The following is a 22,136-nucleotide window of genomic DNA, read 5'->3' as shown; positions in this document are numbered from 1 at the left end:
CTAGGGATTCGGCGGCGGGCGGCCGGACAGCACGCGGCCCCGGGCCGCCGTTTCTCACTCGAACGGACGGCACCGGGGCCGATGTTGATCAGCTGATCAGTTACGCGTCGATCACAGCTTCGTCCACGCCTCCGTCAGCACCTGACGGACGATCCCCTCGATCTCGTCGAAGGTCGACTGGTCGGAGATCAGCGGCGGCGACAGCTGGATGACCGGGTCACCGCGGTCGTCGGCGCGGCAGTAGAGGCCGTACTCGAAGAGCTTCTTGGAGACGAAGCCGTAGAGCACGCGCTCCGACTCCTCGTCCGTGAAGGTCTCCTTGGTGGCCTTGTCCTTCACCAGCTCGATGCCGTAGAAGAAGCCGTTGCCGCGGACGTCGCCGACGATCGGCAGGTCGTGCAGCTTCTGGAGCGTCGAGAGGAACGCGCCCTCGTTGTCCAGCACGTGCTGGTTGAGGCCCTCACGCTCGAAGATGTCGAGGTTGGTGAGTGCCACGGCCGCGGAGACCGGGTGGCCGCCGAAGGTGTAGCCGTGCAGGAAGGTGTTGTCGCCCTTGTAGAACGGCTCGGCGATCCGGTCCGAGACGATGGTGGCACCGATCGGGGAGTAACCCGAGGTCATGCCCTTGGCGCAGGTGATGATGTCCGGGATGTAGCCGAACTTGTCACAGGCGAACATCGTGCCGAGGCGGCCGAAGGCGCAGATGACCTCGTCCGAGACGAGCAGCACGTCGTACTGGTCGCAGATCTCGCGCACGCGCTGGAAGTACCCGGGCGGCGGCGGGAAGCAGCCACCGGCGTTCTGCACCGGCTCGAGGAAGACCGCGGCGACGGTCTCCGGGCCCTCGAAGAGGATCTCCTGCTCGATCTGGTCGGCGGCCCAGCGGCCGAAGGCCTCGGGGTCGTCGCCGTGGATCGGGGCGCGGTAGATGTTCGTGTTCGGGACCTTGTGCGCGCCCGGTACGAGCGGCTCGAAGGGGGCCTTCAGGGCCGGCAGACCCGTGATGGACAGGGCGCCCTGCGGGGTGCCGTGGTAGGCGACCGCGCGCGAGATGACCTTGTACTTCGTGTGGTTGCCGTTGAGCTTGTGGTACTGCTTCGCCAGCTTCCACGCGGTTTCGACGGCCTCGCCGCCGCCCGTGGAGAAGAACACCTTGTTCAGGTCGCCCGGCGCATAGTGCGCGAGGCGCTCGGCGAGCTCGACGGCCTTCGGGTGGGCGTAGGACCAGATCGGGAAGAAGGCCAGCTCCTGCGCCTGCTTGAAGGCGGTCTCGGCCAGCTCCACGCGACCGTGGCCCGCCTGGACCACGAACAGGCCCGCGAGACCGTCGAGATAGCGCTTGCCCTTGTCGTCGTAGATGTAGGTGCCCTCACCACGGACGATGGTGGGAACGGGCGCGTTCTCGTACGAGGACATGCGGGTGAAGTGCATCCACAGGTGGTCGTACGCGGTCTTGCTGAGGTCCTTGGTGCTCACGGCTATCGGGTTCCCCACATGTAGGTCTGCTTCTTGAGCTTCAGGTAGACGAAGCTCTCGGTGGAGCGCACTCCGGGCAGCGCCCGGATGCGTTTGTTGATGACGTCCAGCAGGTGGTCGTCGTCCTCGCAGACGACTTCTACGAGGAGGTCGAACGAGCCCGCGGTCATCACCACGTACTCGACTTCCGGCATGGCCGTCAGCGCGTCGGCCACCGGCTCGAGGTCACCCTCGACATTGATGCCCACCATCGCCTGCCTGCGGAAACCCACGGTGAGCGGGTCCGTGACGGCGACGATCTGCATCACGCCCTGGTCGAGCAGCTTCTGGACGCGCTGGCGCACGGCCGCCTCGGAGAGGCCGACGGCCTTGCCGATCGCGGCGTACGGGCGGCGTCCGTCCTGCTGGAGCTGCTCGATGATGGCGAGGGAGACGGAGTCCAGCTGGGGACTTCCGTTCCTGGACTCGCGGGAGTCCCTGGGGTCTGCGCTTCGACTGGCCACGCCCTCACTGTGCACGACGTCTCGACAGTTCCGCAAGGCCGTAGCGATGAAATTCGTTGTTTTCGGGTACGTGTCTTGCGGATTTCGCAGTTCTGAGGCGATCAGGGGTGTTGAAAACGTGGGGGCACGGATTAGGGTGGGTGTCTCAGTGATTGGACACCCGAAACTTGGAGGGCCGGCAGTGAGCACCGAGCTGCGTCGTCTGCGCAATTACATCGACGGTGAGTTCCGGGACGCCGCCGACGGACGGACCACCGAAGTGGTCAACCCGGCGAACGGTGAGGCGTACGCGACCGCGCCGCTGTCCGGACAGGCGGACGTCGACGCCGCCATGGCGGCCGCCGCCGAGGCCTTCCCGGCCTGGCGCGACCAGACCCCCGGCGAGCGCCAGAAGGCCCTCCTGAAGATCGCGGACGCCTTCGAGGAGCGCGCCGAGGAACTGATCGCGGCCGAGGTGGAGAACACCGGCAAGCCGATCGGGCTGACCCGGTCCGAGGAAATCCCGCCGATGGTGGACCAGATCCGCTTCTTCGCGGGTGCCGCCCGCATGCTCGAGGGCCGTTCGGCCGGCGAGTACATGGAGGGCATGACCTCGATCATCCGCCGCGAGCCGATCGGCGTCTGTGCCCAGGTCGCGCCGTGGAACTACCCGATGATGATGGCCGTGTGGAAGTTCGCCCCGGCGCTCGCCGCGGGCAACACGGTCGTCCTCAAGCCCTCGGACACCACCCCCGCCTCCACGGTCCTGATCGCCGACATCATCGGCTCCATCCTCCCCAAGGGCGTCTTCAACGTCATCTGCGGCGACCGCGACACCGGCCGCGCGATGGTCGAGCACCACACCCCGGCGATGGCCTCCATCACCGGCTCCGTGCGCGCGGGCATGTCCGTCGCCGAGTCGGCGTCCAAGGACCTCAAGCGCGTCCACCTGGAGCTGGGCGGCAAGGCCCCGGTCGTCGTCTTCGAGGACACCGACATCGCCAAGGCCGTCGAGGACATCTCGGTCGCGGGCTTCTTCAACGCGGGCCAGGACTGTACGGCCGCCACCCGCGTCCTCGTCCAGGAGTCCATCCACGACGAGTTCGTCACCGCCCTCGCCAAGGCCGCCGCCGACACCAAGACCGGCCAGCCGGACGACGAGGACGTGCTGTACGGCCCGCTCAACAACCCCAACCAGCTCCAGCAGGTCACCGGGTTCATCGAGCGCCTGCCCGCCCATGCCAAGGTCGAGGCGGGCGGCCACCGGGTCGGCGAGAAGGGCTACTTCTACGCCGCCACCGTCGTCTCCGGCCTCAAGCAGGACGACGAGATCATCCAGAACGAGGTCTTCGGCCCCGTCATCACCGTCCAGTCCTTCACGGACGAGGCGCAGGCCATCGAGTGGGCGAACGGCGTGGACTACGCCCTCGCGTCCTCGGTGTGGACGAAGGACCACGGGCGGGCGATGCGCCTGTCGAAGTCCCTGGACTTCGGCTGCGTGTGGATCAACACCCACATCCCGCTGGTCGCCGAGATGCCGCACGGCGGCTTCAAGAAGTCCGGCTACGGCAAGGACCTTTCGGCGTACGGCTTCGACGACTACACGCGCATCAAGCACGTGATGACGTCGCTGGACGGCTGATCGCAGCAGGAACCGCGCGGCCCCGGACGGGAGTTGATCCCGTCCGGGGCCGCGGTGTTCCCCCCTCCGTGGTGGTCAGGCGTTCTTGCTGCTGCTGGAGAGCGGCCTACGTGCTCCACGCCAACAGCGGTCCGGTGATCCCGCCCGACCAGGTGGCCTGGCTCTTCCAGCCGTTCCGCCGCCTCGGCGCCGAACGCGTCCGGAAGCGTGACGGTCTCGGCCTGTCCATCGTCGCGGCCGTCGCCACCGCGCACGGCTGTTCGGTCGCGGCGTGGCCCCGCCCGGAGGGCGGCTTGAGCGTCAAGGTCACGCTTCCGGCACTCTGTGGGACCGCGTACGAACTGATCGACAGGGTGTCGGGTCGGTGCGCGACCTCTTGACGCAGCGTCCATTGTTCCGGCAGGGCCGGTGACGGCATGCTGCCCGGGTGCCAGTGATTCGGAAGACCTCGCCCCTGTCCCGCCGGTCCCTGCTGCGCGCCCTCGGCGGTGGTGCCGCGCTCGGCGCGCTCGCCGGCTGCGGGGTACCCGCCGCCTATGTGTCGCCCGGCGACCGGGCCGGGACCGACCTCTCCCTCCGCGACAAGCGGCTGACGTGGGCGAACTGGCCGCTGTACATCGACACCGACGACAAGGACACCACGAAGCGGCCCACCCTGGAGGCCTTCGAGAAGCGCACCGGGATCTCCGTCGACTACATCGAGGAGATCAACGACAACGACGAGTTCTTCGGCAAGATCAGCCCGTCCCTGATGAACCACCAGCAGACGGGCCGTGATCTGATCGTCATCAGCGACTGGATGTGCGCGCGCTTCGTCCGCCTCGGCTGGGTCCAGGAGATGGACCGGGCCCAGCAGCCGAACGTCACCAAGTACCTTGACCCGCTGCTGCGTTCGCCCGCCTTCGACCCCGGCCGCAAGTCGACGGTGCCGTGGCAGTCGGGAATCACCGGCCTCGCCTACAACCGCCGCAAGCTCGGCCGCGAGATCAAGCACGTCTCGGATCTGTGGGCGGACGACCTCAAGGGCCGGGTCACCCTGCTCTCCGGCCTCGACGAGGCGTTCGCGCTGCTCATGCAGGGCAACGGCGTCGACATCACCCAGTGGAAGGCCGACGACTTCGACCAGGTGTGCGACCAGGTCGAGAAGTACGTGCACAGCGGCCAGATCCGCCGCTTCACGGGCAACGACTACACCAAGGACCTGGTCAGCGGGGACGTCCTGGCCTGTCAGGCGTACTCGGGTGACGTGATCCAGCTCCAGGCGGACAACCCGGACATCCGCTTCGTCGTCCCCGAGGAGGGCGCCGAGCTGTGGTCCGACTCGCTGATGATCCCCAACCTGGCCCGCCACAAGGCCAACGCGGAGAAGCTCGTCGACTACTACTACGACCCGAACGTCGCCGCCGAGCTGGCGTCCTGGGTCAACTACGTCTGCCCGGTCCCGGCCGCCCAGGACGTCCTCGCCTCCTCCAAGGACGAGGACACGGCCGCCCTCGCCGACAACCCGCTCATCTTCCCCAACGCCGCCATGCGGAAGCGGCTCGTGATCGCCCGCGACATCACGTCCACCGAACGGACCGAGTTCGCGAAGCGGTGGAACGCGATCGCGGGGCTCTAGTTGCCCGTTGAGGATGTGCTCGGCCGGCAAGGGGCCTGCGGCGAGGTCCATGTCGCCGATGCGGCCGCCGATGGCGAGGATCGTCTTCGTTTTCGCGCCGGTCACGGATGTGCTCTTACTTGAGGCCGCTGAGCATGACGCCGCGGATGTAGTGCTTCTGCAGCAGCAGGAAGAGGATCAGGACCGGCAGGATGCTCAGGACGAGGCCGGCCATGACGATGGGCATCGTGCGGGTCGGGTCGACGTAGTCCTGCAGGAGCTGGATGCCGACGGGCAGGGTCATCACGTCCGGGTTGGCGGTCGAGACGAGCAGCGCCCAGATGTACTCGTTCCAGGCGTCGACGAAGGTCAGCAGCCCGAGCGTCACCAGGACCGGCTTGGTCTGCGGCACCACGATCCGCCACCACACGGCGAACTCGCCGGCCCCGTCGATGCGCGCGGCCTCGAGGACCTCGTCCGGGATCGCGACCATGAACTGGCGCGTCAGGAAGATCCCGAAGCCGTTGACGAGGAACGGCATGGCGAGCGCCGCGATGCTGACGGTCAGGCCCGCGCCGCCGCGCCCGAACAGGTCGTTGCCGCCCGCCAGCGGCCAGTGCACCAGGATCAGGAAGTGCGGGATGAAGAAGAGGAACGGGGGGAACATCATCGTCGACAGCACAAGGCGGAAGATGAAGTTCCGGCCGGGGAAGCGGAGTTTGGCGAGCGCGTAGCCGGCCAGTGACGACGTGAGCAGCACCGATCCGGTGATCACAGCGGTGGCGATGACGCTGTTGCGGAAGAGCACCGGCAGATCGAGCTGGTCGAACGCCGCCCGGTAGTTGGACGGGTCGAACGCCTCGGGCAGGAACCGGTACGGCAGCGTGCCGGACTCGCCAGGCCCCTTGAAGGACGTCATCACCATGTCGAGGAACGGCACCACCGTGAGCACGGCGCCGGTCACGACCACCAGATACGAGAACCACGGGAAACGGCGTCGGGTCATGCGTCCTCCCCTTTGCGCCGGAAGATCCACAACTGCACCAGGGTGACCATGAGGACCACCACGAACAGCACGAAGGCGGCGGCGCTCGCAGTGCCCCAGTCGCCGTACGAGAAGGCCTGCCGGTACATCTCCAGCGCGGCCACATTGGTCGCGTCACCCGGCCCGCCCTTGGTCATCACGATGATCAGCGCGAACGACTGCAGGCCGGTGATGAACTGGGTGATGCACACGAACAGCAGGGACGGCCGCAGCAGCGGCAGTGTGATCTTCCAGAAGACGGTGACGGGCCCGGCGCCGTCGAGCGCGGCGGCCTCGTAGTACGACTCGGGAATGGACTTCAGCCCGGCGGTCAGGATGAGGATCGCCGAGCCGACCGAGGCCCAGGCCTGTACGACCACGACCGAGGGCAGCGCGGTGTCCGGGTCCTGGAGGAACGCCACCGAGCCGAGACCGAGGGCGTTGAGGACGCCGTTGACAAGCCCGCCCGGCTCGTACATGTACTTCCATACGTTGCCGACGGCGACGACGGTCGTGACGATCGGCAGGAAGTACAGGGTGCGCCACAGCCCCTGGAACCGCAGGTTGTCGATGCAGGTGGCGACGAGCACGGAGCCGGCGAGCGCGAGGACCACGGTGCCCAGGGCGAACAGCAGCGTATTGGTGAGGATCGGCGCCAGGAACGTCGATCCGTCCGCGAAGAGGTCGGCGAAATTGTCCAGGCCGACCGGATCGATGTCGCCGAGGTCGAACCCGGCCCAGCGAGACATCGACAGCAGCAGCGCGAAGCCGAGCGGCAGGATCAGGAAGACCGCGAAGAACAGCAACGTCGGCGCCAGGAAGAGATAGGCGACGACCGCCTGGCGGCGCCGGGTCCGGCCGCGGCCGTCGACGGCGGGCACGACGGACCGCGGGCTGTGCGCCCGCTCAGTCGTCTCCGGCGCCAGGGTGTTCACCATGAGCGCGACACCTCCTGATCGACCTGACGGCGGGTGGTGCGCAGTGCCTCGTCGACCGACTGCTGACCGGTCCACAACGCCTCGATGTTCTTGCGCAGCAGCGACTTGGCCTGCTGCGCGCCCGGCACATTCGGCTCCGGCACCGCGTACGCCAGCGCGTCCAGGAACGGGCGCAGGTTCGGATCGCTGCCCTCGCTCAGGAGCGTCCGCATGTCGTCGGCGCGGCCGGTCAGGGAGCCGACCGACACCTGCAGGGAGCTCATCCGGGTCGCTGTCGCGCCCTTCTTGGCGCTCTTCACGCTCACCTTCTCGGTGTTGAGCCAGCGCAGGAAGTCCCAGGCCTCGCGCGGGTGCTCACTGGCCGCGTTGACCCCCAGCATGAAGCCGGTGGAGAGCGTGGCGCGCGCGTCGTCCGCCTCGGGGACGGGCAGCGGCGCGACGCCGACATCGCGGTAGTCCTTGCCCATCTGGGCCTTCAGGCTCCCGGTCCACCAGCCGGCGCTGACCACCATGGCCACCTGCCCGGACTGGAACGCCTTGTAGACGTTGACGCCGGGGGCGCTCGCACCTTTGACGACGAGGCGGTGCTCCAGGTCGAACACGGCCCGGCCGGCCGGCGAGTCGATGGCGGTGCTCCTGCCGTCCGCGGAGACGAAGGTTCCGCCGGCGGCGTTGAGCAGGGCGAGCGTCTGGCCGACGGTGGTGGAGTCGTCGTAGGTCGACAGCCCGAACCCCTGGACCAGCGTGTTGCCGTACCGGTCCCGCTTGGTGGTGCGGTAGGCCGTCTCCTCCAGCTCCCGCCAGGTGCGCGGAGGGCCGTCGATGCCGGCCTCGCGCAGCAGCCGCTTGTTGTAGTAGAGGGCGTACGTCTGCACCTCGGTGGGGTAGCCGTAGACCTTGCCCCCCACCGACGAGGAGCCGACCGCGGCCTCGCCGTAGCCGCGCGTGATCTCCTCGGCGTGCTCGGACGGAGCGGGCCGCAGGACGCCGGCCTGGACGAGCTGGCCGTTCCACAGGCAGTACGGCTGGATGATGTCGGCGCCCTGGCCGGCGGCCTGCCGGACCATGAACGTGGTCAGCAGGTCCGTGAACTCGACTGCCGTCGTCCGCACCTTGACCCGGTCGTGAGTGGCGTTCCACTCGTCGACCGGGCCCTGCAGGGCCTCCTTGAGTTCCCCGCTCGCGTAGTGGGAGAGCAGGGTGAGGACGCTCGGATCCCCGGGCCGCCCGGTGCCCTGGTGCGGCGCGGCGCATCCGGAGGCGAGCAGCGCCGAGGGGAGCGCGAGCGCGAAGTGACGGCGACTCAGGCCGGCGGTGCGGCGTGACGGCGTCATCCGGCGGCCTCCCGGCGCATTACGCGGAACACCCGGGTCGTGGTGAAACCGCTCTTGCGGTACAGGTGGCCCGCCGGGGACTGCTCGCCGGTCCACAGGAACCACGCGGAGTGCGCACGGCGCGCCCGCATCCGCTCCAGGACGAGGTGGAGCAGGACCTTGCCGAGTCCGGTGCCGCGCATCTCCTCCAGCACGCCGAGCGGGCCGAACCGCTCGTCCACCGATTCGAACGTGCCGTGCATCGCCCAGCCGACCAGCCGGCCCGAGGGATCCCGGGCGACGACGATCCGGTCGAGCGGCGTGCCCACGGCCAGACAGTCCCGGATCATGCACGCCCAGTCCGGGCCGAAGTGGTTCCCGGCGAGCGCGAACAAGTCCACCAGGTCGTCGTCGCACGGGGTAGCGAACCGGTAGCCCTGCGCCGTCAGTTCGTCCAAGCGGCACGCGACATCCTCCGGGATGCGATAGCCGACCAGGCCGCGGTCCATCGCCGCCGCCTCGTACAGCGTGCGAAAGCCCAGGGACTCGAGGAGCCCGGCCGCTTCCGGGTACGCCTCGGCGTCCAGGCCGGGGAGGACGTAGTTCGGGGTGTACGAGGAGAAGTCCACCCGGGTACGGCCGTGGCGGTGCAGCCAGTCGAGGGCGTCGGTCAGCAGTCGGCGGCCCAGGCCGCGCCCGCGGACGGCCGGGTCGACGAAGAAGAACGGGATCCAGCCCTGCTCCGGCTCCAGGTCGGTGCCGGTCATCGGCGTCAGACGGCGCACCGCGTAGGCCGCGCCGACGACACGGTCGCCGTCGAGGGCGACCCGAAGCCCCTCCGGATCGAAGTTGGCGTCGAGCAGCACCAGGGAGCGGAAGCGGTCCGGGGCGATGGGGTCGGCCGGCGCACTCCGGCGCCACGCCTCCACCAACTGCGGGCCGTCGCCGGCGCGAAAGCCACGAATCTCGGTCCGGGATTTCGTCGTGCGATCGGTCATCGACGGGGTTGTCCTTCCATACGCAGGTCACGGACGGCGTCGAACGTCGCCCGCAGCACTGCCTCGGTCTGGTGGGGGGTGCGCTGCGCCACGGCGGTCAGGACGCAGTCCACGATGGCGAGTTGGGCGACGCCGCCGGCCGTCGCGCCCGAGCGCGGTTCCGATTCACGGACCACCGTGGTGAGGACGGCGTCCGAGGCGTCGGCGACGGGGCTGTGCGCGGCGTCGGGGCAGGAGGTCTCAGGAGTAGAGCAGCACGTCGTCGCCGGCCCACCGGCCGGGCGGCGCCGGCGGATCGCACGTCGGTAGTGGGTCGTCGCCCGCGTCGACGGCGTGCCGCAACCGGTCGGACCCCCACAGCAGGTCGATGAAGTGACGATGGCCGGTCCCCTCCACGCCGCCGTCCGGGGTGCGCCAGGCGAAGTTGTCCGGGTACAGCCGCCGCAGCGTCGCGAGCATCGCGATGGCGGTACGCACGGGAGCGAACGCCTCGCGGTCGGTGATGTGGAGCTGGACCCCGCGCAGCGGCCGTCCGGCGTGTTTGTGGAAGGTCGGTACGTACCGCAGATCACGGAAGTGCACTCCCGGCAGGGCGAGTTCGGCGAGCGAGGGCGCGAACCGCGCGTCGATGTACGGGGCCCCGACGATCTCGAAGGGCTGCGTGGTACCACGGCCCTCCGAGAGATTCGTCCCCTCGAACAGGCAGGTGCCGGGGTAGACGGTGGCAGTGGCGGGCGTCGGAATGTTCGGCGAGGGCGCGACCCACGGCAGGCCGGTGGCCTCCGCGTCCATGGCGCGCTGCCAGCCGAGGGCCTCGATCACCGTCAAGTCGGCGGCTCTGCCCGCTACTTGGGGCACAATCGAGGTGTTGAGATGCCGAGCGAGTTCGCCGCAGGTGAGGCCGTGCCGGACGGGTACCGGGGCGCGCCCGACGAAGCTGGCCCACGCCGGGTCGAGCAGCGGGCCCTCGCTGACGAGTCCACCGAGGGGATTCGGCCGGTCGGCGACCACGAACCGTACGCCCGTACGGGCCGCCGAGACCATCAGGTCGAACATGGTCCACACGTAGGTGTAGAACCTGGCCCCGATGTCCTGCAGGTTGTACACCAGGGCGTCGACGCCGCTGCCGAGCAGCAGTGCGTCGAGGTGCTCGCCGCCGCACCGGTATGTGTCGTGGACCGGCAGGCCGGTGGTGGGGTCCGCCTGAGCGGCCTCGCTCTCGCCTGCCTGGCCGGTGCCGTGCAGCCCGTGCTCGGGACCGAACAGGGCGACCAGTTGCGCGCCGGCCTCGAGCAGCGCGGGCGCGGCCGGGCGCAGGTCGGGGAGGACGCCGGTGTGGTTGGTCACCAGCCCGAGCCGGCCGGGCCCGGCAAGTCCGGGCGACGCGTGCAGTCGTGCGATCCCGGTCGTCACCGCGACGCGGTCGTCCGTGCTCATCCTTTGCCCCCGTCTGCCGGTGACCTCTCGAAGCAGTAGACGGAAATTTACTTGTATGTCCTGGAATTTTTCAATTACTCACCAACAGTTGCCCCCGAAGGGGGCCCGGCATCTCTCCCTCACCTCGGCCCGAACCGCGGGGCGCACGTCGAGCGCGACGATCCGCGCGGTGACGAGATCCTGGCCGGAATCGACCACACCGATGACACCGGTCCGTACTACTGGCAGCTCTACGACGTGCGGCGGCACCGCCGGGCGTCGACGTCGAGTACATGACGTGAGGTGAGCGGTGGCGTTCGGTCCCGGTGGGGTCAGGCGTTCGTGACCGTCGCCGTGACGGGCGTGCCGATCTCGACCGTGCGGCTGACCGTGCAGAGCCGGTCGTGCGAGCTCTTGACCGCCCGGGGGAGGATCGCGCGGGCGCGGTCGCCGGGTTCGCCGTCCGGGAAGGCGACGGAGAAGGTGACCACGAGGTCGGTCAGCCGGTTGCCGAGCTCGTCGCTGATCTTGTCGCCGGTCACGGTGACGGCGAAACCGGTGGGCTCTGCGTGGCGGCTGGTGGCGACATCGACGTCGGCCGCGGTGCAGCCCCCGATCGCGGCGAGCAACAGCTCGACCGGTGTGAAGTCGGTGCTGCCGTGGTGATCGGAGCCGGTGCCGAAGCTGATGGCCCCGCCGCGGGCGTTCGTCGCGGTGAAGTGGCCGGTGCCGGTCCGCTCGACGGTGACAGAGCGCAGGGTGTTGTCGGTCATGCCGCCGAGAGTAGTGTCGCGCTGCGTGGACCGCCTTGGGGAGGGGATCACCGCAGGTCAGGGCTGACCGCGCCGGTGTTCGACGACGCCATGTCCCACCGACTGCGCAACGCGAAGTCCGCCCGGACGACCGTACCGGGGCGCAGCAGCTTCTGATGGACCAGCGGATTCCGCCCGGCGGACGAGACCACGATGCCGAGATACCCCTCGGGGAGACCGGTCGCGGCGTACTCCCCGTGTTCGTCGGTCGTGGTACGCAGCAGTTGCCGGCCCGAGGCGTCCAGCACGATCACCGAGGCACCGCGGACGGGCTGCTGCTCGGAGTCGTGGACGGTGCCGACGAGCATCGGCACCGGCTCGCCGAAGTGGTGGTGGCGGTGGACGGGGAGCGCGGTGGGGATCGGCGTTTCCAAGGCCGGGTCGTCCACCGGGGGCTCCTCGATCTCGTCCTGGTCGCCGTCGCCGTACGGTCCTGCGGTCCCGCGGTTTCGCAGCCAGGCGTCGAGGCCCAGCAGGGCGGCGCCCGCGGCGATCCACGCGCACAGCATCAGGACGGGCTTGAGTACCCCGGCCCCGTCGAAGTAGAGGGCTCCGCGCAGCGCGTCGACCGCGTTGGCCAGGGGCATCACCGCGTGCACGTACTGGAAGAACGTCGGCAGCATCGGGGCGGGCACCGGGCCGCCGCTGGTGGGGATGCTCAGCACGATGAACAGGCCCATGCCCACCGCGGGGAAGAACTGCCTGGCGAAGGGGGCCAGGCCTGAGGCGAAGGTGGCCACGGCCGTGGTGAGCAGGAAGGAGATCGCCATGGTGGAGGGGTTGGTGGGCAGGTAGCCGAGGCCCGTGCCGATCAGGTAGCCGACGACGCTGAACAGGGCGGCGACTCCCGCGATCGTCAGCAGCTTCCTGCGTCGGCTGAAGGTCACCGCCCGCAGCAGGGTCGTCGCGAGGATGTAGCCGGGGATGCTCCAGGCGATCGCGAAGTAGACCACGGTCGAGCCCATCAGGTCCTTGCGCACGGTGGGCGCCACGTCCTCGACCGTGAGCTGCTGGTGGCCTCGGGCGGCGACTTCGGTGAACGCAGTGCGCAACGTCTGCTCGAGCGACATTCCGTTGGCCTGGGCCACGTACAGCACCGGATGCCGACGGTCGGCGGCGAAGCCCGCGGACGCGTCCCGGTCCCGCACCGCCTGCCGGGCCGCCGGGCCGTCGGCCACCGCCGTGACGTCGAAACCGCCGGGGTACTGCCGCCGCAGCTCGCTGTCGATCCTCCGCTCGACAGCCGGATCCGCGACCACGACCTTCACGTGGTTCGGCTGCGGTGCGTGCAGGGCGGGGGCGAAGCAGAACAGGAACCCGAGGAAGAGGGCCGCCGGAAACCACAGGGCCTCGGCCAGGGTTCTGGCCGGGGACGGGCCCGGCGGCTGCTCGGTCTGTTCTGCCATGCGGCTCTCCTGGGATAGAAAAACTTGCAGTGCTGCATATTTGCAGTACTGTAACTTATGGCAGCCGGCAGCCGACCCCGGAGTGTGATGGCACCGTGACGACCAGACCCCCGGACGGCTTGCGTGAGCGCAAGAAGCGGGCGACCAGAAGGGCTTTGCAGAGCTCGGCGGTGGCCCTTTTCCATCGGCACGGCCCGGACGCGGTCACGGTCGAGGACATCTGCGCGGACGCGGGTGTGTCTCCCCGCACCTTCTTCAACTACTTCTCCACCAAGGAGGAGGCGGTGTTCCTGCTGGAGGAGGGCATCCCCTCCCTGATCCAGCAGCGGATCATCGACCGCCCCGCGCACGAGACCCCGCTGGAAGCGATCCACGCGGTGCTCGCCGAGCGTCTGGGCGAGCTCACCACCGGCGGGATCCTGCTGGGGCGCGCGGCGTTGCTGCGCGAGCGCCCCGAACTGCTCCCGCGGATCGCCCAGACGAACCGCGCGGTCGAGGACGCGGTCATCGCGGCGGTCGCGACCCGCACCGGCCTGCCGGAGAACGACCTGTACGTCCGCACCACCGCGGCGGTCGCCTTCGCCGCCCAACAGGCGGCCGTCGCCTGCTGGCAGCCCGATTCCGGCGACGACGCGGTCACCGTGCTCAACCGGGCGGTCGACCTGGTCCGCAACGGGCTGTCCTGGGAGCCGCAGACCGCCTGAGGGCGGGGTCACCACGACGGCGGCGCTGACCGCACGTCAGAAACAACGCCGTCAGAAACAACGCCCCGTCCGTTACGGCGCCCCGCCCATTACGGCGCCCCGCCCATTACGGCGCCCCGCCCATTACGGCTTTGCCGTCTCTTTACAACCCGCCCTGTCGCTGCCTCGTCTCTCCGCTCGATCCGTAATTCAGCCCGCCGGGTCACCGGGCGGGCGGACCGACGAAAGAGAGCGATTCATGCGCCGAACCGGCCTCAGTGCCATGGCACTTGCTTGCACCGCCGTGCTGGCGGGCGCGGTGCCCGCATTCGCCGACGGGGCGACCGCGACCCCGAGCGCCACCACCGCCCCGAGCGCCGCTCCGACCACCGCCCCGAGCGCTGCACCGACCGCCACCCCGAGCAGGGCCGCGAGCGCCGAGCCGACCCGGGCGCCGTCCCCGGGCCAGGTCTCCGTCGTACCCAGCGGAGCACCGGACACCGGTGTGGCTCCGGCGTCGTCGGGATCCGGGAGCGCGGGCCCGCTGATCGGCGGGGGCGCTGCCGCCGCGGTCGTCGTGGGCGGTGGGGCGGTCCTGCTCGTACGGCGCCGGCGGGCGAACGGGGCATGAGCCTGCCCTCCAGGCGCGCCTTCGCCACCGCGGCGATGGCGTCGCTGCTCGTGGGCTGCGGTGGTCACCAGGCCGACCGGGCCACGACTGGACACCCCGCGAGCACGCCGTCGTCCTCCTCGCGGTCCCCCGCGAAGTCGACGCACTCCCTGGGCCGTTCGGCCCCGGTCCGGCTGCAGATCCCAGCCATCGGGGTCGACACCCCGGTCATACGGCTGGGGCTGGCCTCGGACGGCAGCGTGCAGGTGCCGCCGATCACGGCGCACGACCGGGCGGGCTGGTACCGGCACTCGCCGACGCCGGGTCAGACCGGCCCGTCGGTGATCCTCGGCCATGTCACGGTCGGTTCCTACGGGGACGGGGTGTTCCGGCACCTCGGGGGGCTGCACCGGGGCGACCGGATCGTGGCGCGCCTGGAGAACGGCACGTCGGCGGTGTTCGCCGTCAGCTCCGTGCGGACGGTCACCAAGGCGGAGTTTCCGTCGGACGCGGTGTACGGGGACGTGGACCGGCCGGAGCTGCGGCTCATCACCTGCGGTGGGCCTCGTACCGGTGACGGATACCTCGACAACGTGATCGTCTTCGCGACGTTGAGCTCCGCAAACCCCTGACCCGTCATTCCGGTCCCGGGCCGATGGAACGTACGCCGTCGGCCCGGGGTCTTCCCTACGAGTGCTCCCGCCCCCCTCTCGCCCCCCATGGAGAACGTTGAAACGGTCCCGCGAGAAGGCAGCGTCCGAGCTGTTCGCCGCCCTCTACCCGCGCCTCGCCGGCTGGTGCCGTCGGCTGGTCGACGACGACGAGACGGCCCACGAGATCGCCTCGGAGGCGTTCACCCGGCTCTGGGCCCGCTGGACATCCGTGGCCGAGCCCCGGGGCTTCCTCTATGTCACCGCGGCCAACCTCGTCCGGGACCACTGGCGCAAGCTCGAACGCGAACGCAAGGCCGTGCACCGCGCCACCGCCGAAGCCGCCGTCCGCCCGCAGACCGAACAGGCCGACCCGTCGGTACGCCTGCTCGTGCAGTCGCTGCCGGAACGACTACGCGTCCCGATCCTGCTGCACTACTACGCTGACATGCCGATCCGGGAGGTGTCCGTGCTGACCGGGCGCAAGGAAGGAACCATCAAGGCCGACCTCCACGCGGCCCGCGAACTGCTCCGCGCCCACCTGAGGAGAAGTCTTGATCACACACTCTGACGACGGTCCGGACTTTGAACCCGACGACCCCCTCGCCGTCATCCTGCGGCCCACCTCCGACTACCTCGGCCCGCCTCCCGGCCGATACGAGGTGATCCGCCGCGGTGCGGCCCGCCGCCGGCTGCTGCGCGCCGCGGCCGGGGTCGGCCTGTCGTGCGCCGTCGCCGCGGTCATCGCGCTGCCGCTCCGTTTGGCGACACACGAGTCGCCCGCCTCCCCGACGGTCCCGCTAGCCCCGCCGCCCGTGACCAGCCCTTCGGCCCCGCCCAGCCCCTCGGCGTCGCCCGAGCCCGTCCATACCCGCCCGACCCAGGGGACCCGGACCGTCAGCCCAACCCCGAACAGCTCCGCCACCCCGACCCGTGCGGCCGTCCCCACCCCCGCGCCGACGGCGACACCGACACCGACACCGACCTCGGCATCCGTCGATCCGTCGGCGGTTCGGAGCGGGGCCGACGCCACGCCCAGTCGCGGCTCGTCGGCCACGGCTGCCGAAGCCGGGTCATAAGGCAGGGGCATAAGTCAGCTTTATGAGGTCATACATCGGACCCGACTACAGACTTAGGTTTGCCTTAGTTTAGGCTTCCCGGCGAGTCCTCCTGCCCCTGCTCGAAGGGAACCTGATCATGCCTCGCCCTCTGCGGGTAGCCATTGTCGGAGCCGGCCCCGCCGGGATCTACGCCGCCGATGCGCTGCTGAAATCCGCGGTGGCCCTCGAGCCCGGCGTGTCCATCGACCTCTTCGAGCGGATGCCGGCCCCGTTCGGCCTGATCCGCTACGGCGTCGCCCCCGACCACCCGCGGATCAAGGGCATCATCACGGCCCTGCACCAGGTGCTCGACAAGCCGCAGATCCGCCTCTTCGGCAATGTCGACTACCCGGGGGACATCAACCTGGACGACCTGCGCGCCTTCTACGACGCGGTGATCTTCTCCACGGGCGCGACGGCCGACCGGGCGCTCGACATACCCGGCATCCACCTCGACGGCTCGTACGGCGCGGCGGACTTCGTCTCCTGGTACGACGGGCACCCGGACGTGGAGCGGACCTGGCCGCTGGAGGCGGAGAAGGTCGCCGTCCTCGGCGTCGGCAACGTCGCGCTCGACGTGGCGCGCATCCTGGCCAAGACCGCGGACGAGCTGCTGCCGACCGAGATCCCGCCGAACGTCTACGACGGACTGAAGGCCAACAAGGCCCTTGAGGTCCACGTCTTCGGCCGCCGTGGCCCGGCGCAGGCGAAGTTCAGCCCGATGGAGCTGCGGGAGCTGGACCACTCCCCGAACATCGAGGTCATCGTCGACCCCGAGGACATCGACTACGACGAGGGCTCGATCACGACCCGGCGCGGCAACAAGCAGGCCGACATGGTCGCCAAGACGCTGGAGAACTGGGCCATCCGCGACGTCGGCGACCGGCCGCACAAGCTGTTCCTGCACTTCTTCGAGTCGCCGACCGAGATCCTCGGCGAGGACGGCAAGGTCGTCGGCCTGCGCACCGAGCGCACCGCCCTCGACGGCACCGGCAACGTCAAGGGCACCGGCGAGTTCAAGGACTGGGACCTCGGCGCGGTCTACCGCGCCGTCGGCTACCTTTCCGACAAGCTGCCCAAGCTGCCCTGGGACGTCGAGTCGGGCACGGTTCCCGACGAGGGCGGCCGGGTCATCGAAGACGCCGGCGAGCACCTGCAGTCGACGTACGTCACCGGCTGGATCCGGCGCGGCCCCGTGGGTCTGATCGGCCACACCAAGGGCGACGCCAACGAGACGGTCGCCAACCTGCTGGACGACCACGCGAACGGCCGTCTGCACACTCCCGCTTCGCCCGACCCGGAGGCCGTGGACGCGTTCCTCGGCGAGCGGGACGTCCGCTTCACCACCTGGGAGGGCTGGTACCAGCTGGACGCCGCGGAGAAGGCGCTGGGCGAACCGCAGGGCCGCGAGCGCGTGAAGCTCGTCGAGCGTGAGGACATGCTCAAGGCGAGCGGCGCATAGGCATCCCAACTCCCCCGGAGGTAGGGGGGAGTGACGGTCGGCTTCCCCTGGGGGGCGGTTTTGAACACGTTCAAGTCAGGGCGTACGCTCCTGTCATGAGCGACAGAGCCGCCCTCCTCAAGGGCATCCGCGTGTGGCTGGTCTTCTTTGTCGTCTGCCTGGTGCTCAGCGGCGCCACGGCATTCCCCCTGGTGCACGAACTGCGGTGGACCGAGGACCTGTTGAGGTCCCTGTCCGTGCCGGAGCACCTCCCCGGCCTGATGGACTGGATCGAGAGCGTACGGCGCGGGATCGACGCCACCGACGCGAAGTACCCCTTCGTGCTGTACGGCACGGACTGGCTGGCGTTCGCCCACCTGGTCATCGCGGTCGCCTTCTACGGGCCGTACCGAGACCCGGTCCGCAACATCTGGGTCGTCGAGTTCGGCATGATCGCCTGCGCCGGCATCGTCCCGCTCGCGCTGATCTGCGGGCCGGTCCGGGGAATCCCCTTCTGGTGGACGCTCATCGACATGTCGTTCGGGATCTTCGGCGTGATCCCGCTGTATGTCGTACGGCAGAAGATCAAGCGGCTGGAGGCGCTCACCCCGGTGGCCACGCCGCCGCCCGGGGCCGTCACCGCTTGAGCGCCGCCAGCGCGATCCGCCGCGCGACCGGGTTCATCCCCTCGCCCTTGGCATCCGTCGAGTTGACCGAGTAGACGAGGGTGCGGGAGAGGTTCCGGGTGGCCAGGACGACCGCGCTGTAGCCGTACCGGGCGCCCGACTTGAGCCAGTAGACCGTGCCCTCGTACTCGAAGCGCTGGAGTCCGGCGCTCATGTCGGCGCCCTCGATGCCCGAGGGGACCGTGAACATCTCCTCCAGCTGCGGCCCGGGGACCAGGTCGCCGCGGAAGAGGTGGGTGATCAGCCGTTCCAGGTCGGCGGTGGTGGAGATCATGTCGCCCGCCGCCCAGCGGTCCGCCTGGTTCCAGTCGGTGACGTCGACGAACTTCGTCGTGCCGTCGGCCTGCTCGACCGCCTGGTAGCCGTGGTTGTGCGGCCCGTGGATGCGGGGATCGGTGCCGGGGAAGTACGTGTGGCGCATTCCGGCGGGCTGCAGGATCCGGTGGGCCGCCTCCCGTGCGTACGTGTGCCCGGTCACCTTCTCGATCAGCATGCCGAGGACCGTGTAGTTGATGTTCAGGTAGTCCTGCTGGGTGCCCGGGGCGAACTCCGGGCCCTTCGCCACCGCCGAGGCGACGACCTCCTTCGGTGTGAGGGTGTCGAAGCGGTGGGCGTACGCGTCCTCGAAGGAGTCGCCGAAGCCGTCGCCCGCCTGGATCCCGCTGGTGTGGTTCAGCAACTGCCGTACGGTGATGGGCTCGAAGGCGGTCGGCAGCAGTTCGGGCAGGTAGTGCTGCACGGGTGTGCCCAGGTCGATCTCGCCCTCCGCCGCGAGCTGGAGCACCACCGCCGCAGTGACCACCTTCGTGGTCGAACCGGCCCGGAAGAGGGCGTTCGGGTCCGCCTTCCGGCCGCTCGCCAGGTCGTGCACGCCCGCGCTGCCGCGCCAGCCGCCGTCGGTGCCCCCGACCCGTACGAGCGCGGCCGTCGCGTCGGCGTCCGGCAGCCCGGCGAGCGCGGCGCGCAGGGCCTCGGCGTCGGGTCCGGCCGTGCGTGCGGGCGCCGCGGCGTTGTGCGCGGCGCTCTGCGTGGCATTCCGCGTGGCGCTCTGCGTGGCGGGTGAGGCGAACGCCGGTGCGCTCAGAGGTCCGGCGGCGAGGCCGAGGGCGAGCGTGGCGGCGAGGGCAACTGCGGGGCGGCGTACGGGCATTGAGCGCTCCTGAGGTCGGTGCGGCGGTCGAAGTCGATGTTCATCCTCGGGTCGTACGCGCACCCCGGGATCGTCACCGAGGAGGGCACCGTCCCCCGCATCGGGCCAAGGGTCGCCCCTAGGGGAGACCGAAAGTTCCGCCCCCGCAAAAACTGTTATCGCGCCGCGCCTGCCTCCGTCTCCTCGTATGACACCTGTTCCCGATGTACGGACACCTGTTCCGGACGTGTACGTTCCGAGGGCGACGTGACCGTGGGAAGGACGTATGTGGACGGGCGGCAGTGGCGCTCCACCATCGCGGCCGCGCAGGCCGGTGACCGGCGCGCCCTCGACGAGCTGGTCGCGGGCTGGCTGCCCCTGGTCTACAACATCGTCGGCCGGGCCCTGAACGGCCACGCGGACGTCGACGACGTCGTGCAGGAGACCATGCTGCGGGCCGTCGACAACCTCGGCTCGCTGCGCGATCCGGACAGTTTCCGGTCCTGGCTGGTCGCCATCGCGATGCGGCAGATACGCGACCGGGCGCGCCGCCGGACCTCCGAGACGCTGGACGACGGTGCGGGCGAACAGGCCGCCGACTTCGCCGAACTGACCGTGCTGCGGCTCCAGTTGGAGGGGCAGCGGCGCGAGGTCGCGGAGGCGGTGCGCTGGCTCGACGACGAGGACCGCCAGCTGCTGTCGCTGTGGTGGCTGGAGGTCGCGGGCGAGCTCACCCGGCGTGAACTGGCGGCGGCCGTCGGCATCAGCCGGCAGCACGCCGCAGTCCGCGTCCAGCGCATGAAGGAGCGCCTGGAGACCGCGCGCGGCATCGTCCGGGCACTCGACTCGTCCTGCCAGGACCTGCCCGAGGTGACGGCCCGCTGGAACGGGCGGCCCGACTCGGTGTGGCGCAAGCGCCTCGCCCGGCACATCCGGGGCTGCGCGTACTGCTCTGGGGCGCGCGAGGCGGTCGTACCAGCCGAGCGGCTCCTCGTGGGGATCGCGCTCGTCCCGGTGCCGGTCGGCTTCACGCTCTCGCTGACCATGGGCGGCAAGACGGCGGCGGCCGCCACCGCCGCCACGAGCGCCGGATGGTCCGCCAAGGTGATCAGCGCGCTCACGAAGCCCGCGGTCGCGGTGACGGCCGGAGCGACGCTCGTGGCGGGCGGCGCGTACGTGGTGACGCAGACCCCGGACAAGCCGCCCCCGCGGGCCGCCGCGCCGACCGCGGCGAGCACCGCCCGCCCGCCGTCCCGCAGCCCTTCCACGACACCGAGCCCTTCGCCGACGAAGACGAAGACGAAAGCGAAGAAGGCAAAGGCCAAGACGCAGCTGTACGGCACGGTCGTCGACGCCGTCGACAGCGCGCCCTCCGCGACCGCACTCCCCGCCGCGCTGCCCCACCGCGCCGAGAACGGCATCACCGCGACGGGCGCGCCCGCCACCGGAATGACCCATCGCGGCGAGACCGTCACCCTCAGCGGGCAGGGCTACTTCCGGGTCCTCTGGCAGATCCTGCCCGGGGAACGCCCCGGCGCCGTCGTGATGCCGACCTGGACCGGCCTGCGCGGCAAGCTCTTCCACGTCGCCTCGGGCGGCGGCCACCGCATGGACGACGTCCAGCCCGGCGCGACGGACGGCACGACCTGGATGGGCGGCCCGTCCACCGGCATGTCCGTCCTGCCCTCCGGCACCCAGCAGATGTGGCAGGACGAGTACTTCTGGATCGACGGCACCGTCACCCTCCACCAGAACGAGCGCGGCGCCGACTACAACCTCTTTGTCGAGACATCGACTTGGGGCAAGGTCACCGAGGACATCCGCACCGGCCCCGCCCAAGGCGCCGTCCGCTACGGCCTCGTCCGTGACAACGGCAAGGACACGGCCCCGGTACCCCAGTACCTCACCCGCTCCGCCCCCACCGACCCGGCGACCGTCCCCCAGCAGTCCCGGGTCACGTCCCGGGTGACTCCCTGACCTCCTCCACCTTGCGCAGGGCGCACAACGCGTCGATGCGGTTCGTCGTGATGGAGTCGACGCCCATGTCGAGGAGGCGGCGCATGGAGCGGCGGGTGTCCGGGGTCCACACGGAGAGGAGGTAGCCGTCGCGGTGGACCCGCGCGGTGAGGGCGCGGTCGACCAGCCCGAAGCGATAGTTGAGCCAGCGGGGCCGTACGGCGTCGAGCAGGGCCGGGCGCGGCGGCGCGAGGGTCGTCCAGGTCAGGGCGATCTCCGCGGCGGGGTCGGCGGCGCGTACCGCCAGCATGGCGCGGGCGCCCGCGCAGTAGTACACCCGCTCTTCCGCTCCGCACGCGCGGATGACGTCGACGATCCGGCGTACGCCCGCGGCGTCGGCCGGACCCGGCAGGTCGATCATGAGTCGGCTCTCCCCGGTCGCGGCCAGGGCGTCCACGAGCGACGGCACTCCGCCGGCCGTAAGTCCGCGCACCTCGTCCGACGAGAGCGAGGCGAGCGGCCGGTCCTGCTCCCACAGCCGCTTCAGCGTCTGGTCGTGCAGCAGCACGGGTACGCCGTCACGGGTCAGCCGTACGTCGATCTCGACCGCGTCCGCGCCCAGTTGGAGCGCGGAACGCAGTGAGTCGATCGTGTTCTCGCGGACACGGTAGGGGGCGCCGCGATGGGCCACGGCAGTCACGGTGCGCATGGGCCCATTGTGAAGGTGCGGCGCCGCGAAGCGGCTCGTCGGGGGGTGGTGGTCGGGTGACGGGTGGG

Annotated in this window: 23 protein-coding genes; 10 read left to right on the top strand and 13 right to left on the bottom strand. The window is 70.2% G+C overall.

The window, feature by feature from the left end; all coding sequences use genetic code 11:
* Positions 1-111 precede the first annotated feature (111 nt).
* Together ACZ4WS_RS35705 and ACZ4WS_RS35700 are read right to left on the bottom strand one after the other, a co-directional pair.
* Positions 112-1,494, bottom strand: a complete 1,383-nt coding sequence (locus ACZ4WS_RS35705; RefSeq protein WP_467987012.1) for an aspartate aminotransferase family protein — start codon at positions 1,492-1,494, stop codon at positions 112-114.
* Positions 1,479-1,994, bottom strand: a complete 516-nt coding sequence (locus tag ACZ4WS_RS35700) for an Lrp/AsnC family transcriptional regulator (protein ID WP_467987011.1) — start codon at positions 1,992-1,994, stop codon at positions 1,479-1,481. The genes ACZ4WS_RS35705 and ACZ4WS_RS35700 overlap by 16 nt, the downstream gene beginning before the upstream one ends.
* Positions 1,995-2,160: 166 nt before the next feature.
* Between ACZ4WS_RS35700 and ACZ4WS_RS35695 the strand changes: the two genes are divergently transcribed.
* The 3 genes from ACZ4WS_RS35695 (at position 2,161) to ACZ4WS_RS35685 (ending at position 5,218) form a co-directional block, all read left to right on the top strand.
* The gene (locus ACZ4WS_RS35695) at positions 2,161-3,600 is read left to right on the top strand and encodes a gamma-aminobutyraldehyde dehydrogenase (RefSeq protein WP_467987010.1); all 1,440 of its coding nucleotides are present in this window, start codon (positions 2,161-2,163) and stop codon (positions 3,598-3,600) included.
* Positions 3,601-3,710: 110 nt separating this feature from the next.
* Entirely contained in the window at positions 3,711-3,980 is a 270-nt protein-coding gene (locus tag ACZ4WS_RS35690) for a sensor histidine kinase (protein ID WP_467987009.1), read from the top strand.
* Between the two features lie 47 nt (positions 3,981-4,027).
* Positions 4,028-5,218 (top strand): polyamine ABC transporter substrate-binding protein, encoded by a 1,191-nt coding sequence (locus ACZ4WS_RS35685; protein WP_467987008.1) that lies wholly within the window; start codon positions 4,028-4,030, stop codon positions 5,216-5,218.
* Between the two features lie 115 nt (positions 5,219-5,333).
* On the opposite strand, the gene ACZ4WS_RS35680 is transcribed toward ACZ4WS_RS35685, so the two are convergent.
* From ACZ4WS_RS35680 to ACZ4WS_RS35645, 8 genes are all read right to left on the bottom strand, one after another.
* Positions 5,334-6,203, bottom strand: a complete 870-nt coding sequence (locus ACZ4WS_RS35680) for a carbohydrate ABC transporter permease (protein WP_467987007.1) — start codon at positions 6,201-6,203, stop codon at positions 5,334-5,336.
* On the bottom strand, positions 6,200-7,159 hold the full coding sequence (locus ACZ4WS_RS35675) for a carbohydrate ABC transporter permease (RefSeq protein ID WP_467987006.1): 960 nt from the start codon (positions 7,157-7,159) through the stop codon (positions 6,200-6,202). The genes ACZ4WS_RS35680 and ACZ4WS_RS35675 overlap by 4 nt, the downstream gene beginning before the upstream one ends.
* Positions 7,153-8,493, bottom strand: a complete 1,341-nt coding sequence (locus ACZ4WS_RS35670; RefSeq protein ID WP_467987005.1) for an ABC transporter substrate-binding protein — start codon at positions 8,491-8,493, stop codon at positions 7,153-7,155. Before ACZ4WS_RS35670 ends, ACZ4WS_RS35675 begins: the two co-directional genes overlap by 7 nt.
* On the bottom strand, positions 8,490-9,470 hold the full coding sequence (locus tag ACZ4WS_RS35665) for a GNAT family N-acetyltransferase (protein WP_467987004.1): 981 nt from the start codon (positions 9,468-9,470) through the stop codon (positions 8,490-8,492). The genes ACZ4WS_RS35670 and ACZ4WS_RS35665 overlap by 4 nt, the downstream gene beginning before the upstream one ends.
* Entirely contained in the window at positions 9,467-9,646 is a 180-nt protein-coding gene (locus tag ACZ4WS_RS35660; RefSeq protein ID WP_467987003.1) for a hypothetical protein, read from the bottom strand. The genes ACZ4WS_RS35665 and ACZ4WS_RS35660 overlap by 4 nt, the downstream gene beginning before the upstream one ends.
* A 64-nt stretch (positions 9,647-9,710) precedes the next feature.
* On the bottom strand, positions 9,711-10,907 hold the full coding sequence (locus ACZ4WS_RS35655) for an exo-beta-N-acetylmuramidase NamZ family protein (protein WP_467987001.1): 1,197 nt from the start codon (positions 10,905-10,907) through the stop codon (positions 9,711-9,713).
* Between the two features lie 311 nt (positions 10,908-11,218).
* Entirely contained in the window at positions 11,219-11,659 is a 441-nt protein-coding gene (locus ACZ4WS_RS35650; RefSeq protein WP_467987000.1) for an OsmC family protein, read from the bottom strand.
* 47 nt (positions 11,660-11,706) lie between these two features.
* Complete coding sequence (locus ACZ4WS_RS35645) at positions 11,707-13,104, bottom strand: carboxypeptidase regulatory-like domain-containing protein (RefSeq protein WP_467986999.1); 1,398 nt, start codon at positions 13,102-13,104, stop codon at positions 11,707-11,709.
* A 95-nt stretch (positions 13,105-13,199) separates the two neighbouring features.
* Here ACZ4WS_RS35645 and ACZ4WS_RS35640 point away from each other — a divergent pair, with 95 nt between their 5' ends.
* From ACZ4WS_RS35640 to ACZ4WS_RS35625, 4 genes are all read left to right on the top strand, one after another.
* Positions 13,200-13,808: a TetR/AcrR family transcriptional regulator gene (locus tag ACZ4WS_RS35640; RefSeq protein WP_467986998.1), complete on the top strand. Its 609-nt coding sequence runs from the start codon at positions 13,200-13,202 to the stop codon at positions 13,806-13,808.
* A gap of 238 nt (positions 13,809-14,046) precedes the next feature.
* The gene (locus ACZ4WS_RS35635) at positions 14,047-14,418 is read left to right on the top strand and encodes a sortase-dependent protein (RefSeq protein WP_467986996.1); all 372 of its coding nucleotides are present in this window, start codon (positions 14,047-14,049) and stop codon (positions 14,416-14,418) included.
* On the top strand, positions 14,415-15,029 hold the full coding sequence (locus ACZ4WS_RS35630) for a class F sortase (RefSeq protein ID WP_467986995.1): 615 nt from the start codon (positions 14,415-14,417) through the stop codon (positions 15,027-15,029). The genes ACZ4WS_RS35635 and ACZ4WS_RS35630 overlap by 4 nt, the downstream gene beginning before the upstream one ends.
* Before the next feature lie 97 nt (positions 15,030-15,126).
* Positions 15,127-15,618: an RNA polymerase sigma factor gene (locus ACZ4WS_RS35625; protein ID WP_467986994.1), complete on the top strand. Its 492-nt coding sequence runs from the start codon at positions 15,127-15,129 to the stop codon at positions 15,616-15,618.
* 60 nt (positions 15,619-15,678) lie between these two features.
* Here the strand turns inward: ACZ4WS_RS35625 and ACZ4WS_RS35620 are convergent, their stop codons facing one another.
* Positions 15,679-16,137: a hypothetical protein gene (locus ACZ4WS_RS35620; protein ID WP_467986993.1), complete on the bottom strand. Its 459-nt coding sequence runs from the start codon at positions 16,135-16,137 to the stop codon at positions 15,679-15,681.
* A 107-nt stretch (positions 16,138-16,244) separates the two neighbouring features.
* On the opposite strand from ACZ4WS_RS35620, the gene ACZ4WS_RS35615 reads away from it, so the two are divergent.
* Positions 16,245-17,609, top strand: a complete 1,365-nt coding sequence (locus ACZ4WS_RS35615) for an FAD-dependent oxidoreductase (RefSeq protein ID WP_467986992.1) — start codon at positions 16,245-16,247, stop codon at positions 17,607-17,609.
* 95 nt (positions 17,610-17,704) lie between these two features.
* Entirely contained in the window at positions 17,705-18,235 is a 531-nt protein-coding gene (locus ACZ4WS_RS35610) for a hypothetical protein (RefSeq protein ID WP_467986991.1), read from the top strand.
* Here ACZ4WS_RS35610 and ACZ4WS_RS35605 read toward each other — a convergent pair.
* A complete protein-coding gene (locus ACZ4WS_RS35605; RefSeq protein WP_467986989.1) occupies positions 18,225-19,424 on the bottom strand; it encodes a serine hydrolase domain-containing protein in 1,200 nt (399 codons plus the stop codon). The genes ACZ4WS_RS35610 and ACZ4WS_RS35605 overlap by 11 nt on opposite strands.
* Before the next feature lie 267 nt (positions 19,425-19,691).
* On the opposite strand from ACZ4WS_RS35605, the gene ACZ4WS_RS35600 reads away from it, so the two are divergent.
* Positions 19,692-21,380 (top strand): RNA polymerase sigma factor, encoded by a 1,689-nt coding sequence (locus ACZ4WS_RS35600; protein ID WP_467987111.1) that lies wholly within the window; start codon positions 19,692-19,694, stop codon positions 21,378-21,380.
* Here ACZ4WS_RS35600 and ACZ4WS_RS35595 read toward each other — a convergent pair.
* Positions 21,358-22,068, bottom strand: a complete 711-nt coding sequence (locus tag ACZ4WS_RS35595; RefSeq protein ID WP_467986988.1) for a glycerophosphodiester phosphodiesterase — start codon at positions 22,066-22,068, stop codon at positions 21,358-21,360. The two genes, ACZ4WS_RS35600 and ACZ4WS_RS35595, sit on opposite strands and share 23 nt — an antisense overlap.
* Between the last annotated feature and the right edge of the window lie 68 nt (positions 22,069-22,136).

The sequence above is a fragment of the Streptomyces sp. NPDC029292 genome (assembly GCF_055569295.1).
Note: the sequence above shows the minus strand (reverse complement) of the source record. Positions and strands in the feature narration are given on the sequence as shown.